Below are 17747 nucleotides of genomic sequence, written 5' to 3'. Positions count from 1 at the left end.
TAACTATGCTCCATGCGCATCTGGGGGATAGGTGCGTGGCGGCCTTTGTGATAACATCCGGCGTTTTCCGAGGCGGCTTCACGGAGCTGTCTTTACTGCGCAAATCCGCGATCCAATGTTGATTTGTCGTAAGTCGGCGCATGGCACTCGGCCGGCCCCGACGAGCTTCGTTGCTCCCACATGGATATGACGAAGTTTCACCAGAAAAAGGAATCAGGCTTCTCATGGGCGAACTGGCCAAAGAAATCCTCCCGGTCAATATCGAAGACGAGCTGAAACAGTCCTACCTCGACTACGCAATGAGCGTGATCGTCGGCCGTGCACTGCCGGATGCGCGCGATGGCCTCAAGCCCGTGCACCGTCGCGTACTGTTCGCGATGAGCGAGCTGGGCAACGACTACAACAAGCCGTACAAGAAATCTGCCCGTGTCGTCGGCGACGTGATCGGTAAGTATCACCCGCACGGTGACACTGCCGTGTACGACACCATCGTTCGTATGGCCCAGCCTTTCTCCCTGCGCTACCTGCTGGTCGACGGCCAGGGCAACTTCGGTTCGGTCGACGGCGACAACGCTGCGGCCATGCGATACACCGAAGTGCGCATGACCAAGCTGGCGCACGAGCTGCTGGCTGACCTGCACAAGGAAACCGTGGACTGGGTGCCGAACTACGACGGCACCGAACTGATCCCGGCGGTCATGCCGACCCGCGTACCGAACCTGCTGGTCAACGGTTCCAGCGGTATCGCCGTAGGCATGGCGACCAACATTCCGCCGCACAACCTCGGTGAAGTCATCGACGGTTGCCTGGCCCTCATCGACAACCCCGAGCTGACCGTCGATGAGCTGATGCAATACATTCCCGGTCCGGACTTCCCGACGGCTGCGATCATCAACGGTCGCGCCGGCATCATCGAAGCCTACCGCACCGGTCGCGGGCGCATTTACATGCGTGCCCGCTCGATCATCGAAGACATCGACAAGGTGGGTGGCCGTCAGCAGATCGTCATCACCGAACTGCCTTACCAGCTGAACAAGGCGCGTCTGATCGAGAAGATCGCCGAGCTGGTCAAAGAGAAGAAGCTCGAAGGCATCACCGAGCTGCGCGACGAGTCCGACAAGGACGGTATGCGCGTCGTGATCGAGCTGCGTCGCGGCGAAGTGCCTGAGGTGATCCTCAACAACCTCTACGCCCAGACCCAGCTGCAATCGGTATTCGGCATCAACATCGTCGCGCTGATCGACGGCCGCCCACGTATCCTCAACCTCAAGGATCTGCTGGAAGCCTTCGTCCGTCACCGTCGCGAAGTGGTTACCCGCCGTACCGTGTTCGAATTGCGCAAGGCGCGCGAGCGTGGGCACATTCTCGAAGGCCAGGCCGTTGCCCTGTCGAACATCGACCCGGTGATCGCCCTGATCAAGGCTTCGCCAACGCCGTCGGAAGCCAAGGAAGCGCTGATCAGCACGCCTTGGGAATCCTCGGCTGTGGTGGCGATGGTTGAGCGTGCCGGTGCCGATTCGTGCCGTCCGGAAAACCTCGATCCGCAATACGGTCTGCGTGAAGGCAAGTACTTCCTCTCGCCAGAACAGGCGCAAGCCATTCTCGAACTGCGCCTGCACCGTCTGACCGGTCTGGAGCACGAGAAGCTGCTGGCCGAGTATCAAGAGATCCTCAACCAGATCGGCGAGCTGATCCGCATCCTCAACAGCGCCGTGCGTCTGATGGAAGTGATCCGCGAAGAGCTGGAAGTGATCCGCGCCGAATACGGCGACGTGCGCCGCACCGAAATTCTCGATGCCCGTCTCGACCTGACCCTGGGTGACATGATCCCGGAAGAAGAGCGCGTCGTGACCATCTCTCACGGTGGCTACGCCAAGACCCAGCCGCTGGCTGCGTACCAGGCCCAGCGTCGCGGCGGCAAAGGCAAATCGGCTACTGGCGTCAAGGACGAGGACTACATCGCTCACCTGCTGGTTGCCAACAGCCACACCACGCTGCTGCTGTTCTCCAGCAAGGGCAAGGTGTACTGGCTCAAGACCTACGAAATTCCGGAAGCATCCCGCGCTGCCCGTGGTCGTCCGCTGGTCAACCTGCTGCCGCTGGATGACGGTGAATACATCACCACCATGCTGCCGGTCGAGGAATACACCGAAGGTCACTACATCTTCATGGCTACCGCAAACGGCACCGTGAAGAAGACCCCGCTGGAATCCTTCAGCCGTCAGCGCAGCGTCGGTCTGATCGCGCTGGAACTGGACGAAGGCGACGTGCTGATCTCTGCGGCCATCACCGATGGCGAGCGCGAAGTGATGCTGTTCTCCGACGGCGGCAAGGTCACCCGCTTCAAAGAGTCCGACGTGCGTGCCATGGGCCGTACCGCTCGCGGCGTGCGCGGCATGCGTCTGCCGGAAGGGCAGAAGCTGATTTCCATGCTGATCCCGGAAGAAGGCAGCCAGATCCTCACCGCTTCCGAGCGTGGTTATGGCAAGCGCACCGCGATCACCGAGTTCCCTGAGTACAAGCGTGGCGGTCAGGGCGTGATCGCCATGGTCAGCAACGAGCGTAACGGCCGTCTGGTCGGCGCGGTACAGGTGCTCGACGGCGAAGAAATCATGCTGATCTCCGATCAGGGCACTCTGGTGCGTACCCGTGTCGACGAAGTGTCGAGCCTGGGTCGTAACACTCAGGGCGTGACGCTGATCAAGCTGGCCAAGGATGAAACCCTGGTCGGCCTGGAGCGGGTTCAGGAGCCTTCGGAAATCGAAGGCGAAGAGCTCGAAGGTGAAGAGGGCGAGGAAATCGCAGGCAGCGTCGGTATCGACGAAGCGGGTGAAGACCAGCAACTCGACGCCGCAGCAGACGAAGAACCGCAGGAATAAGCGGACAAACGAGGGGGCGGATGAGAATTCGCCCCCTTGTTATTTGTCCGGTATGAATTTTCGACATCATGGAGATCCCCTGTGGGAGCGAGCCTGCTCGCGAAAGCAGGCGCTGCGGTACCTCTGAGGCACCGCGGTGATGCATTCGCGAGCAGGCTCGCTCCCACAGGGCCATGTTGATCGGTAGTGTGATTTATTGCGTGATACCACCAAATCAGAGCGAGATTGGATGTGAGCAAGCGAGCCTATAACTTCTGCGCCGGTCCGGCGGCGCTGCCTGAAGCTGTCCTGCAGCGCGCCCAGGGTGAACTCCTTGATTGGCACGGCAAGGGTCTGTCGGTCATGGAAATGAGCCATCGCAGCGATGAGTTCGTGTCCATTGCCACCCAGGCCGAGCAGGATCTGCGTGACCTGCTGAATATCCCGTCGAACTACAAAGTGCTGTTTCTGCAGGGCGGCGCCAGCCAGCAGTTCGCACAGATCCCGCTGAACCTGTTGCCTGAAGGCGGCTCGGCCGACTACATCGACACCGGTATCTGGTCGCAGAAAGCCATCGAAGAAGCCTCGCGCTATGGCCACGTTAACGTTGCTGCCACTGCCAAGCCTTACGACTATTTCGCCATCCCAGGCCAGAACGAGTGGAACCTGTCGAAAGACGCCGCTTACGTTCACTACGCGCCGAACGAAACCATCGGCGGCCTGGAATTCCAGTGGATCCCGCAAACCGGTGACGTGCCGCTGGTCGCCGACATGTCTTCGGACATCCTCTCGCGCCCAGTCGATATTTCGCGTTTCGGCATGATCTACGCTGGCGCGCAGAAGAACATTGGCCCGAGCGGCATCGTCGTCAACATCATCCGCGAAGACCTGTTGGGCAACGCCCGCTCGCTGTGCCCGACCATGCTTAATTACAAGGTCGCAGCTGATAACGGTTCGATGTACAACACTCCGCCAACGCTGGCCTGGTACCTGTCCGGTCTGGTGTTCCAATGGCTGAAAGAGCAGGGCGGCGTCGAAGCGATCGCCAAGCTCAACGACGTCAAGCAGCGCACGCTGTACGACTTCATCGACGCCAGCGGTCTCTACAGCAACCCGATCAACAAGTCGGATCGCTCGTGGATGAACGTGCCGTTCCGTCTCGCTGACGATCGTCTGGACAAGCCGTTCCTCGCCGGTGCCGACGAGCGCGGTCTGCTCAACCTCAAGGGTCACCGTTCGGTGGGCGGCATGCGCGCCTCCATCTACAACGCCGTCGACATCACTGCGGTCAACGCGCTGGTGGCGTACATGGCGGAATTCGAGAAGGAACACGGCTGATGTCCGAGCAAGAACTCAAGGCACTGCGCGTTCGCATCGACGCTCTGGACACCAAAGTCCTGGAGTTGATCAGTGAGCGTGCGCGTTGCGCCCAGGAAGTCGCCCGCGTGAAGATGGCCTCGCTGGCCGAAGGCGAAGTGCCGGTGTTCTATCGTCCCGAGCGCGAAGCTCAGGTGCTCAAACGGGTGATGGAGCGCAACCAGGGGCCGCTGGGCAACGAAGAGATGGCGCGGTTGTTCCGCGAAATCATGTCGTCGTGCCTCGCGCTGGAGCAGCCGCTGAAAGTGGCCTACCTCGGCCCTGAAGGCACCTTCACCCAAGCGGCAGCGATGAAGCACTTCGGCCACGCAGTGATCAGCAAGCCGATGGCGGCAATCGATGAAGTGTTCCGTGAAGTCGCCGCCGGTGCGGTGAATTTCGGCGTGGTGCCGGTGGAAAACTCCACCGAAGGCGCGGTCAATCACACGCTGGACAGCTTCCTCGAACACGACATGGTGATCTGTGGCGAAGTCGAGCTGCGCATCCACCATCATTTGCTGGTCGGCGAAAATACCAAGACCGACAGCATCAGCCGCATCTATTCCCACGCGCAGTCGCTGGCCCAGTGCCGCAAGTGGCTGGACGCGCATTACCCGAATGTCGAACGCGTCGCGGTATCGAGCAACGCCGAAGCGGCCAAGCGGGTCAAGGGTGAGTGGAATTCGGCGGCGATCGCTGGCGACATGGCGGCAGGGCTGTACGGCCTGACGCGTCTGGCCGAGAAGATCGAAGATCGCCCGGATAACTCGACGCGCTTCCTGATGATCGGTAACCAGGAAGTGCCGCCTACCGGCGACGACAAGACCTCGATCATCGTGTCGATGAGCAACAAGCCCGGCGCGCTCCACGAGCTGCTGGTGCCGTTCCACGACAATGGCATCGACCTGACCCGCATCGAAACCCGTCCGTCGCGCAGCGGTAAATGGACTTACGTGTTCTTCATCGACTTCGTCGGCCACCACCGCGATCCGTTGATCAAAGGTGTGCTGGAAAAGATCAGTCAGGAAGCAGTAGCACTCAAAGTGCTGGGTTCCTACCCGAAAGCAGTTCTCTAAGGGGCGGTAGCAAATGAGTGGCAACTTCCTCGCTCTGGCACAGCCGGGCGTGCAACAACTTTCGCCGTACGTTCCGGGCAAGCCTGTGGACGAACTGGCGCGCGAGCTGGATCTGGATCCGGCAAAAATCGTCAAACTGGCGAGCAACGAAAACCCGTTGGGCGCCAGCCCGAAGGCTTTGGCGGCGATCCGCGATGAGCTGGCCGAGTTGACCCGCTACCCGGACGGCAATGGTTTCGCCCTGAAATCGCTGCTCGCCGAGCAGTGCCGTGTCGAGCTGAATCAGGTCACGCTGGGCAATGGCTCCAACGACATTCTTGAGCTGGTTGCGCGTGCCTATCTGGCGCCGGGCCTGAATGCGGTGTTCAGTGAGCACGCCTTCGCGGTGTATCCGATCGCGACTCAAGCAGTCGGCGCACAAGCCAAAGTCGTTCCAGCCAAAGACTGGGGCCATGACTTGCCGGCGATGCTTGCGGCCATCGATGCCAACACTCGCGTGGTGTTTATCGCCAACCCGAACAACCCGACCGGCACCTGGTTCGGCGCAGAAGCGCTGGACGAGTTCCTGCAGGACGTTCCCGAGCATGTGCTGGTAGTCCTCGATGAGGCTTACATCGAGTACGCCGAAGGCAGCGACTTGCCGGACGGTCTCGACTTCCTCGCGGCGTACCCGAACCTGCTGGTGTCGCGCACCTTCTCCAAGGCCTATGGTCTGGCCGCGCTGCGCGTCGGTTATGGCTTGTCGACACCTGTGGTGGCGGACGTGCTGAACCGCGTTCGTCAGCCGTTCAACGTCAACAGCCTCGCGCTGGCGGCGGCGTGTGCGGCGCTGAAGGACGAGGAATATCTGGCGCAAAGCCGTCAGCTCAACGAATCCGGCATGCAGCAGTTGCAGGCGGGTTTCCGCGAGCTGGGTCTTGGCTGGATCGAGTCCAAAGGCAACTTCATCTGCGTCGATCTCGGCCAGGTCGCGGCGCCGATTTTCCAGGGCTTGCTGCGCGAAGGCGTGATCGTGCGTCCGGTGGCCAATTACGGCATGCCGAACCACCTGCGGGTGACCATCGGTCTGCCGGCAGAAAACAGCCGTTTCCTCGAGGCGCTGCGCAAGGTTCTGGCTCGTGGTTGATGTCACTGCGCTGCAACCTGCTGCACCTATGATCGGTCGCCTCGTGGTGGTCGGTCTGGGGTTGATCGGTGGTTCGTTTGCCAAGGGTTTGCGTGAAAGCGGCCTGTGCCGTGAAGTGGTCGGCGTTGATCTCGACCCGCAATCGCGCAAGCTCGCGGTCGAATTGGGTGTGGTCGATCGCTGTGAAGACGACTTGGCGGCGGCTTGCGTCGGTGCCGATGTGGTTCAGCTGGCGGTGCCGATTCTGGCCATGGAAAAACTGCTCGCGCGTCTGGCTGTTATGGACTTGGGTGGGGCGATCCTCACAGATGTCGGCAGTGCCAAAGGCAACGTGGTGCGCGCGGCGACTGAAGCTTTCGGCGGCATGCCGGCGCGTTTCGTGCCGGGGCACCCGATTGCCGGTTCCGAGCAGAGCGGAGTGGAAGCCTCGAATGCTGAGCTGTTCCGCCGGCACAAGGTGATCCTGACGCCGCTTGAGCAAACCGATCCTGCCGCGCTGGCGGTGGTCGATCGGCTCTGGCGTGAACTGGGCGCCGATGTCGAGCACATGCAGGTCGAGCGTCACGATGAAGTGCTTGCCGCGACCAGCCATCTGCCGCACCTGCTGGCCTTCGGTCTGGTCGATTCATTGGCCAAGCGCAATGAAAATCTGGAGATCTTCCGTTACGCTGCCGGTGGTTTTCGCGATTTCACAAGAATCGCCGGAAGCGACCCGGTGATGTGGCACGACATCTTCCTCGCCAACCGCGAGGCTGTCCTGCGCACACTCGATACATTTCGCAGCGACCTCGACGCCTTGCGCGACGCGGTCGATGCAGGGGATGGGCACCAATTGTTGGGCGTTTTCACGCGCGCCCGGGTTGCCCGCGAGCATTTCAGTAAAATCCTGGCCCGCAGGGCCTATGTGGACGCTATGAATTCCAACGATCTGATCTTCCTGGCTCAACCTGGTGGCCGCCTGTCCGGTCGGATTCGCGTACCGGGTGACAAATCGATTTCCCACCGTTCGATCATGCTCGGCTCGCTGGCCGAAGGCGTCACCGAAGTCGAAGGCTTCCTTGAGGGCGAAGATGCCTTGGCGACCTTGCAGGCATTCCGCGACATGGGCGTGGTCATCGAAGGCCCGCACCACGGCCGCGTGACTATCCACGGTGTTGGTCTGCACGGCCTGAAGCCTGCGCCGGGCCCGATCTATCTGGGCAACTCCGGCACCTCGATGCGTCTGCTCTCCGGCCTGCTGGCGGCGCAGAACTTCGACAGCACCTTGACCGGCGACGCTTCGCTGTCCAAGCGTCCGATGAATCGCGTGGCTAATCCTCTGCGAGAAATGGGCGCCGTGATCGAAACCGCTGCCGAAGGTCGTCCACCGATGACCATTCGCGGTGGCCACAAGCTCAAGGGTCTGACCTACACCATGCCGATGGCCAGTGCCCAGGTGAAATCCTGCCTGCTGCTTGCCGGTCTCTATGCTGAAGGCAAGACCACGGTGACCGAGCCGGCACCGACCCGCGATCACACCGAACGCATGCTGCGTGGCTTCGGCTACCCGGTCAGCGTCGACGGCGCCACTGCTTCGGTCGAGTCCGGCGGCAAGCTCACCGCGACTCACATCGAAGTGCCGGGCGATATCTCGTCGTCGGCGTTCTTCCTGGTCGCGGCCTCGATCGCCGAGGGTTCCGAGCTGGTGCTTGAGCACGTCGGCATCAACCCGACCCGTACTGGCGTGATCGATATCCTGCGACTGATGGGCGCCGATATCACTCTGGAAAACCAGCGTGAAGTCGGCGGCGAGCCGGTTGCCGACTTGCGCGTGCGGGCAGCTAAACTCAAGGGTATCGAGATTCCGCAAGAGCTGGTGCCGCTGGCCATCGACGAATTCCCGGTCCTGTTTGTTGCGGCTGCGTGCGCCGAAGGGCGTACCGTGCTGACCGGCGCCGAAGAGCTGCGGGTCAAGGAATCCGACCGGATTCAGGTCATGGCGGACGGTTTGCTGGCGCTGGGCGTCAAGTGCGAACCGACCCCGGACGGCATCATCATCGACGGCGGCCAGATCGGCGGCGGTGAAGTGCACGGTCACGGCGACCACCGTATCGCCATGGCCTTCAGCGTTGCCTCGTTGCGCGCTACCGCACCGATCCGCATCCATGATTGCGCCAACGTCGCGACCTCGTTCCCCAACTTCCTCGCGTTGTGCGGGCAAGTCGGCATTCGTGTGGCACAAGAGGCTCAGTCGTGAAAAACATTGCACCGGTCATCACCATCGATGGGCCAAGCGGCTCCGGCAAAGGCACGGTCGCCGGGATTCTGGCCAAGCGTCTGGGCTGGAACCTGTTGGATTCCGGTGCGCTTTATCGCTTGCTCGCGTTTGCTGCGCATAACCACGGCGTCGACCTGACCAATGAAGAGCTGCTGAAGACATTGGCCGCTCATCTGGATGTGCAGTTCATCGCCGCGACCGAAGGTCAGCTGCAGCGGATCATTCTGGAAGGCGATGAGGTCAGCGATGTCATCCGCACCGAAAGCGTCGGTTCCGGCGCCTCGCAAGTGGCTGCGCTGCCCGCTGTGCGCGAGGCGCTGCTGCAGCGCCAGCGTGCTTTCCAGGAAGCGCCGGGCCTGGTGGCCGACGGTCGCGACATGGGCACGGTGGTTTTTCCGGATGCACCACTGAAGATTTTCCTCACCGCCAGTGCCGAGGAGCGGGCGCGCCGTCGATATTTGCAGTTGAAGGGCAAAGTCGAGGGTGTTAGTCTGTCGAGTCTGCTAGATGAGATCCGTGCACGCGATGAGCGTGACACCCAGCGCGCAGTAGCCCCGCTCAAGCCGGCGGCCGACGCGATTCAGCTGGATTCAACGGAGCTTTCCATCGATCAGGTGCTTGAACGCATCATGAGCGAGATCGCCATTCGCGATATCGCCGGGTGACCAAGAAGGCCGCAGGGGACCAGTCATAGTCCTGCGGTGCTTCTTTTAAATGAAACTAACCCACACCGTCTGGGGTGTGGAGATGGGCGTTTACTTCGCCCTCATCTACAGGAATTAAAATGAGCGAAAGCTTTGCGGAACTCTTTGAAGAAAGCCTGAAAACCCTGAACCTTCAGGCAGGCTCCATCATCACCGGTGTTATCGTTGATATCGATTACCAGGCTCGCTGGGTAACCGTTCACGCTGGTCTGAAGTCTGAAGCACTCATCCCGCTTGAGCAGTTCTACAACGATGCTGGCGAACTGAACATCAACGTTGGTGATGAAGTTCACGTTGCTCTGGATTCGGTTGAAGACGGCTTTGGCGAAACCAAGCTGTCCCGTGAAAAAGCCAAGCGCGCTGAATGCTGGATCGTTCTGGAAGCAGCCTTCGCAGCCGAGGAAGTGGTCAAGGGCGTTATCAACGGTAAGGTTAAAGGCGGCTTCACTGTCGACGTTAACGGCATCCGTGCGTTCCTGCCAGGTTCCCTGGTTGACGTCCGTCCAGTGCGCGACACCACGCACCTGGAAGGCAAAGAGCTGGAATTCAAGGTCATCAAGCTGGACCAGAAGCGCAACAACGTTGTCGTTTCCCGTCGCAGCGTCCTCGAAGCCGAGAACTCCGCCGAGCGTGAAGCTCTGCTGGAATCCCTGCAGGAAGGCCAGCAAGTCAAAGGTATCGTCAAAAACCTCACCGATTACGGCGCATTCGTCGATCTGGGTGGCGTGGACGGCCTGCTGCACATCACCGACATGGCCTGGAAGCGCATCAAGCATCCTTCCGAGATCGTCAACGTTGGTGACGAAATCGACGTCAAGGTTCTGAAATACGATCGCGAACGCAACCGTGTTTCCCTGGGCCTGAAGCAACTGGGCGAAGATCCATGGGTTGCTATCAAAGCCCGTTACCCAGAAGGCACTCGCGTTACCGCTCGTGTAACCAACCTGACCGACTACGGCTGCTTCGCTGAGCTGGAAGAAGGCGTTGAAGGTCTGGTACACGTTTCGGAAATGGACTGGACCAACAAGAACATCCACCCTTCGAAAGTCGTACAAGTCGGCGACGAAGTGGAATTCATGGTTCTGGACATCGACGAAGAGCGTCGTCGTATCTCCCTGGGCATCAAACAGTGCAAGTCGAACCCATGGGAAGACTTCTCTGGCCAGTTCAACAAGGGCGACAAGATCTCCGGCACCATCAAGTCGATCACCGATTTCGGTATCTTCATTGGTCTGGACGGCGGCATCGACGGTCTGGTTCACTTGTCCGACATCTCCTGGAACGAAGTGGGCGAAGAAGCCGTACGTCGTTTCAAGAAGGGCGACGAGCTGGACACCGTCATCCTGTCGGTTGACCCAGAGCGCGAGCGCATCTCCCTGGGCATCAAGCAACTGGAAAGCGATCCGTTCTCCGAGTACGTCTCGGTTAACGACAAGGGCGCTATCGTGACCGGTACCGTGAAAGAAGTTGACGCCAAAGGCGCCATCATCGTTCTGGCCGACGACATCGAAGCTACCCTGAAAGCCTCCGAAATCAGCCGTGACCGCGTTGAAGACGCGCGCAACGTTCTGAAAGAAGGCCAGGAAGTTGAAGCCAAGATCATCAGCGTTGATCGCAAGAGCCGCGTAATCCAGCTCTCGATCAAGTCGAAAGACGATGCTGAAGAGAAAGAAGCCATCCAGAGCCTGAAAGCAGCTCCGGAAGGCGAAGCAGCTGACACCACTATGGCGGCACTGCTGCGTCAAGCAATGGCCAAACAGAACTGAGTTCTGCTTGATCATTAAAAAGGGCGACTTCGGTCGCCCTTTTTTGTGCCTGCAATTTGGTCTTTGTACGTCCGTGCATGAAACCAATGGCTTCGCCTGCGGGTCTGTTTCTTTAATCGGATCAATCGCCTATTCGCGACTAAGCTTGATCTTGAGCATTAGTCGTCAGGCTTGCCTGGCATAAGGAAGTGGATGAACAAGTTACTTGTTGTTGCAGTGGTCTTGGCACTGGCAGGGTGCACCACCAGTGCGAAGACTCATGCGGTGCGCGGCGTCAGCGGTATCGAGGTCGATTGCTCCGGGTTGGGTTCCGGTTGGGAAAAGTGCCAGAAGCGTGCAGCGAAGGAGTGCAAAGGCAAGGGCTACAAGGTCATCACCCGTTCTGACGATGCCAAAGATGAAGATGAATATCCGTTCGGTTTCAATCCGGCAGGCCTCGTAACTCGAACCATGCTGGTGATGTGTCGCTAGGTGTGCAGCGATCCGACTCGCCAATGCGATGCCCTGAAAATGGGCGTTTTGACGCCGGGAAAGATATGTCAATCCCTGGGCTGTTCAAAATCTTCCGGGCGTGCTAAAACCTTTCAAGCGCTGATCTAGCTGCTTGAAAAAGAAGGGAAAAATATGACGAAGTCGGAGTTGATCGAACGAATTGTCACCCATCAAGGGCTACTCTCATCCAAGGATGTGGAGCTGGCCATCAAGACCATGCTTGAACAAATGTCTCAGTGCCTCGCCACCGGTGATCGTATCGAGATTCGTGGATTTGGCAGCTTCTCCCTGCACTACCGTGCGCCGCGCGTCGGCCGCAATCCAAAGACTGGTCAGTCTGTCAGCCTGGACGGTAAATTCGTTCCGCATTTCAAACCGGGCAAGGAATTGCGTGACCGCGTGAACGAAGAAGAGGAGGAGGGCGCTTGATCTTCGCTATTCAAATTCAAGGGGGCGTAAATGCGTAACCTCAAACGCATACTGCTTGGCATTTTTCTTCTGCTGATGGTTCTGGTAGTTCTGGCGTTTGTGCTGGAGAATCAGCAATCTGTTTCGCTTTTGTTTTTGGGTTTTTCCGGCCCGCATTTGCCAGTGTCGGTTGTTGCGGTGTTGGCTTTGCTGATTGGTATGTTGATTGGTCCTGTGTTGGGCTGGTTTCTTGGACGTTCGTCCAGAGCGGCTCGTAAACGACTGGTCTAAAAGCGACAGGCGCACGGCATCTGTCGAAATTGCGCCTCAGCCTGTCTTTATCCATTAGTAAAAGCATCATTAAGCTGTAAAATGCGTCCCTTGTTCGATCGTGCCTTAATGCATGTCGATTCAGACTGACTCTGACGGATGCCAACTGAAAGTGGCCTCTGCATTCATGGATTAGACGGCGCTCGCTGGCAGCGCTGTCCGCAGCTCAAGGGTATCGTTTCGCGTGAAAATTCTAGTTACCGGCGGTGCCGGCTTCATTGGCTCGGCAGTCATCCGTCACATCATCTCCAACACTTCCGACGCAGTGGTCAACGTCGATAAGCTTACGTACGCCGGTAATCTGGAGTCCCTGGCAGAAGTCAGCCAGAACTCGCGTTACGCCTTCGAGCGCGTCGATATCTGCGATCGTGATCAGATCGACCGCGTCCTGCGTGAACACCAACCCGATGCAATCATGCACCTGGCCGCAGAATCCCACGTTGACCGCTCGATCTCCGGCCCGTCCGAATTCATCCAGACCAACATCATTGGCACCTACACGCTGCTCGAAGCTGCACGCCACTACTGGGCTTCGATGGATGATGCGCGTAAAGCCAACTTCCGTTTTCACCACATTTCGACCGACGAAGTTTACGGAGACCTCGAAGGTCCGGAAGACCTCTTCACCGAAACCACACCTTACCAGCCAAGCTCGCCATACTCGGCGAGCAAGGCCAGTTCCGACCACCTGGTTCGTGCCTGGGCTCGCACCTATGGTTTGCCAACACTGGTCACCAATTGCTCAAACAACTACGGCCCTTGCCACTTCCCCGAGAAGCTGATCCCGCTGATCATTCTCAATGCGCTGGAAGGCAAGCCGCTGCCGGTGTACGGCAAAGGCAATCAGGTCCGCGACTGGCTGTATGTCGAAGATCACGCGCGCGCGCTGTACAAAGTCGTTACCGAAGGCGTGATCGGCGAGACCTACAACATCGGCGGTCATAACGAAAAACAAAATATCGAAGTAGTGCATACCCTGTGTGCGTTGCTCGATGAATTGCGTCCTGATTCGGCCCATCGTCCACACGCCAGTCTGATTACTTATGTCCAGGATCGTCCGGGTCACGACGTTCGTTATGCAATCGACGCAAGCAAGATCCAGCGTGAACTGGGCTGGACGCCGGAAGAGACTTTTGAAACCGGTATTCGCAAGACTGTGGAATGGTATCTGAATAATACTGAGTGGGTTGAGCACGTGAAGAGCGGTAGCTACCAACAGTGGATTGATCAGAACTATGCGGATCGCTCGAACTGAGCATGAAAATCCTTCTGTTAGGTAAAGATGGTCAGGTTGGGTGGGAGCTTCAACGCTCTCTCGGGACTCTTGGCGAACTGATTGCACTGGGTCGTCATGAGTTTGACGGCCTCTGTGGCGATCTGGCCGACCTCTCGGCTTTGCGCGAGACAATCAGGAAGGTCAAGCCTGACGTGATCGTCAATGCAGCGGCCTACAATTCTGTTGATCGTGCCGAGACCGAGCCTGGGTTGGCTCATCGGGTGAATTCGCAGGCTACCGGGGTTCTGGCTGAAGAAGCTGAAGCGTCCGGTGCATGGCTGGTTCATTACTCGACAGACTATGTTTTTGACGGTCAGGGGACTGCGCCTTGGTCGGAAGATGATCGTGCGCAGCCGTTGAATCGCTACGGCGAAAGCAAGCTATCGGGAGAGCAGGCGGTGCAGGCCTCGGGATGCAAACATCTGCTCTTTCGTACCAGTTGGGTTTACGGCGCTCGGGGAAGCAATTTCGCCTTGACCATGCTCCGTCTGGCGAAGGAGCGCCAAAAGCTTAGTGTTATCAATGATCAGGTAGGCGCGCCTACAGGTGCCGATCTCATAGCGGATGTGACTGCGATGGCATTGCACCAAGCGCTCAAGCAGCCGCGACTTTCGGGTCTGTATCATCTCGCGGCTGCCGGTGAAGTGTCCTGGTACGGCTATGCTTGTCATGTGCTGGATGTTGCCAAATCCAGTGGAGAGTTGCTGATGGTCCAGGAAATCGAGCCTATCGAGGCGAAGTCTTACCCGGCAGCGGCACGTCGACCTTTGAATTCGCGTCTGAATACGCAAAAGCTGCGCGACAATTTTTCTCTACACTTGCCGGGTTGGCAAAGTGGTGTAACTCGAATGCTTAGGGAAGTTCTCAACAAATGACCACCATTAATCGTAAAGGCATCATTCTCGCAGGCGGCTCGGGTACTCGGCTTCATCCGCTGACCCTTGGCGTATCCAAGCAAATGCTGCCGATCTACGACAAGCCGATGATTTTCTATCCGTTGTCGGTTCTGATGCTTGCAGGCATGCGCGAAATCCTGATTATCTCTACGCCGGAAGATCTGCCTTGCTTCAAAAAACTGCTGGGTGACGGCAGCGTCTACGGTATCAAATTGAGCTACGCGGAGCAGCCTAGTCCGGATGGTCTCGCACAAGCGTTCATCATCGGTGAAGAGTTCATCGGCAAGGACCCTTGCTGTCTGATCCTTGGCGACAATATCTTCTATGGACAGCACTTCTCCGACAACCTGCGTTCTGCCAGTTCGCAGGAGCATGGTGCTACCGTGTTTGGCTACCATGTATCCGATCCGGAGCGTTTCGGTGTGGTCGAGTTCGACGCGACGGGCCGTGCCCTGAGTATCGAAGAAAAACCATTGAAGCCGAAATCCAACTATGCGGTGACGGGGCTGTATTTCTATGACAACCAGGTTGTAGAGATCGCCAGGAATATCAAGCCTTCAGAGCGGGGCGAGCTGGAAATCACTGATGTGAACAGCGCCTATCTCGATCAGAAGTCGCTGAATGTCGAAATGCTTGGTCGTGGCTTCGCCTGGTTGGACACCGGTACGCATGACTCCCTGCTTGAGGCCAGTCATTTTGTTCACACCATCGAGCAGCGTCAGGGCTTGAAAGTCGCTTGCCTCGAAGAAATTGCCTACAGCAATGGCTGGATTACCAAAGAACAACTGGCATCTCAGGCGAACGCGCTGAAGAAAACCGGTTACGGGCAGTATCTGCAGAAATTGCTGGACTCGCCTTCTCGTTGATCGAAAGCGTTGCGTTTTCGATCCGAAAGCAATCGGTGTTAGCAGGAACGGCATGCCAGTAAAACATCCCCGGATTGCGGTTTTGCTGGCTGCCTATAATGGTATGCAGTGGATCGAGGAGCAAGTAGCCTCGATCCTCGGCCAGCGGGGCGTAGATGTCACCATTCATATCAGCGTAGATTTGTCTGATGACGGCACCGAGGCTTGGTGCAAAGCGCTTGAAGCGGTCGACAGTCGCGTAGTACTCCTGCCTCCCGCCGGGCGTTTTGGCGGTGCGGCACGCAACTTTTTTCGTTTGATTCGAGATGTCGATTTGCATGATTACGACGCTGTGTCGTTTGCGGATCAGGATGATATCTGGGAATCCGACAAGCTGCTGCGCGCTACACAAGTCATGGCCGCGCGCGATGTCGACGCCTACTCAAGCAATGTTACGGCCTTTTGGCCGGATGGAATGACGGTCCTGCTCGACAAGAGTCAGCCACAGGTTGGCTGGGATTTTCTCTTTGAAGCTGCGGGGCCAGGCTGTACGTATGTGTTATGCCCCGCTCTAGCTACGTCACTTCGCCGGCAGGTCATTCAGGATTGGGAGCAACTGCAGCAAGTCAGTCTGCATGACTGGTATTGCTATGCGTTTGCTCGCAGTCATGGGTTCCTATGGTTCATCGATTCGCGGCCGAGCATGCTTTATCGGCAGCACGAGAGTAATCAGGTAGGTGCCAATACCGGGTTGGCCTCACTGTTTCAACGCTATGTCACGATCCATGAGGGCTGGTGGTTCAAGCAGGTACGGACTATTACACTGCTTGTCGGAGCGGATAGCGATCCGTTCGTCAAGAGCTGGTTGAAGCTGCGGCGGCGCGATTTGCTGCGGTTATCCGTCAGTGGTGGCCAGTGTCGTCGTCGACGGCGCGACAAGGTGCTGTTCTTTTTCGTCTGCTGTCTGACGGCGGTCGTTGGAAGGAAGTCCTGAGCGGTGCAGCGAAGGGCTTTGTGTTTGCGCCTCGCCTGTTTGAAGCCCAACAACCGGCGATGAAATTCTCTATAATCGCCCGCTTCATGAATGGAACGAATGGAGCCGGTACTGGCGAAGCTCTGGAGATGATTCTTCGGGCTTGCAACCGGCGTTTAACTGCAGTGGAGCGTACAGTGTCAAGCCCCTTATCAGCGGATTCCGCTAACTTCGGCCAAAGTGTCGATGCTGACGACGTGTCGAAGCGGGATGAGTCTGTCGCGATATTGATGTGCTCCTATAATGGTGAGCGTTTTCTCTCCGAACAATTGATCTCCATTGAACAGCAGACGCATGCGCAGTGGCGTCTTTTCGTTTCCGATGACGGGTCTACCGATTCGACACTGGATATTCTCGAGTCGTTTCGGGCGCGTATGGGGGAGCAAAAGGTTACGTTGCTTTCCGGCCCCCGAACGGGGTTCGCCGATAACTTCATGTCGGTCACCTGTCTGGAGAGCGTCAGCGCTGATTTTTGCGCCTGGTCGGACCAAGATGATGTCTGGGCGGCCGATAAGCTGAGCGCAGCGTTGACGTGGCTGCGTCAGGTGCCTGTTGGTGTTCCGGCGCTATATGCCTCGCGGACGACGGTGATCAATGAGTCCGGTATCGAAGTGGGAATGACGCCCGGCTATTGTCACTCCTTCAGCTTCGCCAATGCGCTGGTACAAAATGTCGCCGCCGGCAACACGATGGTGTTCAATCGCGCGGCGCTTGAGCTATTGAGGGCTGGGCCGGCTCAGGGCATTGTCGCGCATGACTGGTGGGCCTATTTGCTGGTGACAGGTGCGGGTGGTCAGTTCTATTTCGACCAAGTGCCGCATCTTTTTTATCGTCAGCACGAATCGAACTCGATAGGCGCCAATGCTGGGCTCATGGCCGCACTGACGCGTATCCGAAAGATGTTCGAGGGGCGCTTGAGGCGCTGGATCGATCAGAACATTAGGCATTTGGACGCGGTGGAGCATCTTCTGACCGAAAGCAATCGCGAGATTTTACGCCAGTTCAAAGACGCTCGTAGTCAGGGACTGGCGGGACGTATCAAGGGTTTATGGCGCTCAGGTATTTACCGTCAGACGCTTTTCGGAAATCTGGGACTTGCAATAGCGATCGTTTTCAAAGGAATTTGATAATGAGCGTTTTGAAAATGGGTGGAAGATGAGTTTTTTTGAGGTTGCGAGTTAATGCAGAAATTTTCAGCGGCGCCTCGCGTCATGTTCACCAGCGTTTGGCACAATCGCGCGCTTATCGTTGCCTTGATCAAGCGCGAGGTCATCGGTCGCTACCGCGGCTCGTTCATGGGCATTCTCTGGTCGTTCTTCAATCC

General features: G+C 58.0%; 15 protein-coding genes and 1 pseudogene. All 16 read left to right on the top strand.

What is annotated here, in order from left to right:
* Positions 1-224: 224 nt before the first annotated feature.
* The gene (gene gyrA / locus J5M66_RS20370; protein ID WP_016770926.1) at positions 225-2879 is read left to right on the top strand and encodes a DNA gyrase subunit A; all 2655 of its coding nucleotides are present in this window, start codon (positions 225-227) and stop codon (positions 2877-2879) included.
* A gap of 231 nt (positions 2880-3110) precedes the next feature.
* Positions 3111-4196 carry a 3-phosphoserine/phosphohydroxythreonine transaminase gene (gene serC / locus J5M66_RS20365; protein ID WP_207807779.1) on the top strand — a complete coding sequence of 362 codons (1086 nt, stop codon included), beginning with the start codon at positions 3111-3113 and terminating at the stop codon, positions 4194-4196.
* Positions 4196-5290, top strand: a complete 1095-nt coding sequence (pheA, locus tag J5M66_RS20360; protein WP_016770924.1) for a prephenate dehydratase — start codon at positions 4196-4198, stop codon at positions 5288-5290. Before serC ends, pheA begins: the two co-directional genes overlap by 1 nt.
* A 13-nt stretch (positions 5291-5303) precedes the next feature.
* Positions 5304-6416, top strand: a complete 1113-nt coding sequence (hisC, locus tag J5M66_RS20355; protein ID WP_207807778.1) for a histidinol-phosphate transaminase — start codon at positions 5304-5306, stop codon at positions 6414-6416.
* A 28-nt stretch (positions 6417-6444) separates the two neighbouring features.
* On the top strand, positions 6445-8652 hold the full coding sequence (locus J5M66_RS20350; protein WP_243432951.1) for a bifunctional prephenate dehydrogenase/3-phosphoshikimate 1-carboxyvinyltransferase: 2208 nt from the start codon (positions 6445-6447) through the stop codon (positions 8650-8652).
* Positions 8649-9338, top strand: a complete 690-nt coding sequence (gene cmk, locus J5M66_RS20345) for a (d)CMP kinase (protein ID WP_024013869.1) — start codon at positions 8649-8651, stop codon at positions 9336-9338. The genes J5M66_RS20350 and cmk overlap by 4 nt, the downstream gene beginning before the upstream one ends.
* 119 nt (positions 9339-9457) lie before the next feature.
* Positions 9458-11143, top strand: a complete 1686-nt coding sequence (rpsA, locus tag J5M66_RS20340) for a 30S ribosomal protein S1 (RefSeq protein WP_207817499.1) — start codon at positions 9458-9460, stop codon at positions 11141-11143.
* Between the two features lie 192 nt (positions 11144-11335).
* Entirely contained in the window at positions 11336-11614 is a 279-nt protein-coding gene (locus J5M66_RS20335; protein WP_123443569.1) for a hypothetical protein, read from the top strand.
* 153 nt (positions 11615-11767) lie between these two features.
* The gene (gene ihfB / locus J5M66_RS20330) at positions 11768-12064 is read left to right on the top strand and encodes an integration host factor subunit beta (protein ID WP_007950920.1); all 297 of its coding nucleotides are present in this window, start codon (positions 11768-11770) and stop codon (positions 12062-12064) included.
* Positions 12065-12094: 30 nt separating this feature from the next.
* Positions 12095-12334, top strand: coding sequence for a LapA family protein (locus J5M66_RS20325; RefSeq protein WP_123443568.1), 240 nt, complete (start codon positions 12095-12097; stop codon positions 12332-12334).
* A 223-nt stretch (positions 12335-12557) separates the two neighbouring features.
* Entirely contained in the window at positions 12558-13628 is a 1071-nt protein-coding gene (gene rfbB, locus J5M66_RS20320; RefSeq protein ID WP_207807776.1) for a dTDP-glucose 4,6-dehydratase, read from the top strand.
* Between the two features lie 2 nt (positions 13629-13630).
* Entirely contained in the window at positions 13631-14524 is an 894-nt protein-coding gene (rfbD, locus tag J5M66_RS20315; RefSeq protein WP_207807775.1) for a dTDP-4-dehydrorhamnose reductase, read from the top strand.
* Entirely contained in the window at positions 14521-15411 is an 891-nt protein-coding gene (gene rfbA, locus J5M66_RS20310; protein ID WP_207807774.1) for a glucose-1-phosphate thymidylyltransferase RfbA, read from the top strand. Before rfbD ends, rfbA begins: the two co-directional genes overlap by 4 nt.
* Positions 15412-15463: 52 nt before the next feature.
* Positions 15464-16384 carry a glycosyltransferase gene (locus J5M66_RS20305; RefSeq protein ID WP_207807773.1) on the top strand — a complete coding sequence of 307 codons (921 nt, stop codon included), beginning with the start codon at positions 15464-15466 and terminating at the stop codon, positions 16382-16384.
* Positions 16306-17550 (top strand): glycosyltransferase family 2 protein, encoded by a 1245-nt coding sequence (locus J5M66_RS20300; protein ID WP_280074247.1) that lies wholly within the window; start codon positions 16306-16308, stop codon positions 17548-17550. The genes J5M66_RS20305 and J5M66_RS20300 overlap by 79 nt, the downstream gene beginning before the upstream one ends.
* Positions 17551-17604: 54 nt before the next feature.
* Positions 17605-17747: pseudogene (locus J5M66_RS27020) on the top strand (ABC transporter permease); the annotation flags it as partial.

Source organism: Pseudomonas sp. 67(2021), assembly GCF_017491835.1.
Taxonomy (GTDB): Bacteria; Pseudomonadota; Gammaproteobacteria; order Pseudomonadales; family Pseudomonadaceae; genus Aquipseudomonas; species Aquipseudomonas atacamensis.
The sequence above is the reverse complement of the archived record's forward strand: the minus strand, read 5'-3'. Positions and strand labels throughout refer to the sequence as shown.

Coding starts and splice junctions, on each gene's coding strand:
- rfbA (WP_207807774.1), top strand. CDS start 14,521: ATGACCACCATTAATCGTAAAGGCATCATTCTCGCAGGCGGCTCGGGT.
- J5M66_RS20350 (WP_243432951.1), top strand. CDS start 6,445: ATGATCGGTCGCCTCGTGGTGGTCGGTCTGGGGTTGATCGGTGGTTCG.
- ihfB (WP_007950920.1), top strand. CDS start 11,768: ATGACGAAGTCGGAGTTGATCGAACGAATTGTCACCCATCAAGGGCTA.
- rpsA (WP_207817499.1), top strand. CDS start 9,458: ATGAGCGAAAGCTTTGCGGAACTCTTTGAAGAAAGCCTGAAAACCCTG.
- J5M66_RS20325 (WP_123443568.1), top strand. CDS start 12,095: ATGCGTAACCTCAAACGCATACTGCTTGGCATTTTTCTTCTGCTGATG.
- hisC (WP_207807778.1), top strand. CDS start 5,304: ATGAGTGGCAACTTCCTCGCTCTGGCACAGCCGGGCGTGCAACAACTT.
- gyrA (WP_016770926.1), top strand. CDS start 225: ATGGGCGAACTGGCCAAAGAAATCCTCCCGGTCAATATCGAAGACGAG.
- rfbD (WP_207807775.1), top strand. CDS start 13,631: ATGAAAATCCTTCTGTTAGGTAAAGATGGTCAGGTTGGGTGGGAGCTT.
- pheA (WP_016770924.1), top strand. CDS start 4,196: ATGTCCGAGCAAGAACTCAAGGCACTGCGCGTTCGCATCGACGCTCTG.
- J5M66_RS20335 (WP_123443569.1), top strand. CDS start 11,336: ATGAACAAGTTACTTGTTGTTGCAGTGGTCTTGGCACTGGCAGGGTGC.
- J5M66_RS20305 (WP_207807773.1), top strand. CDS start 15,464: ATGCCAGTAAAACATCCCCGGATTGCGGTTTTGCTGGCTGCCTATAAT.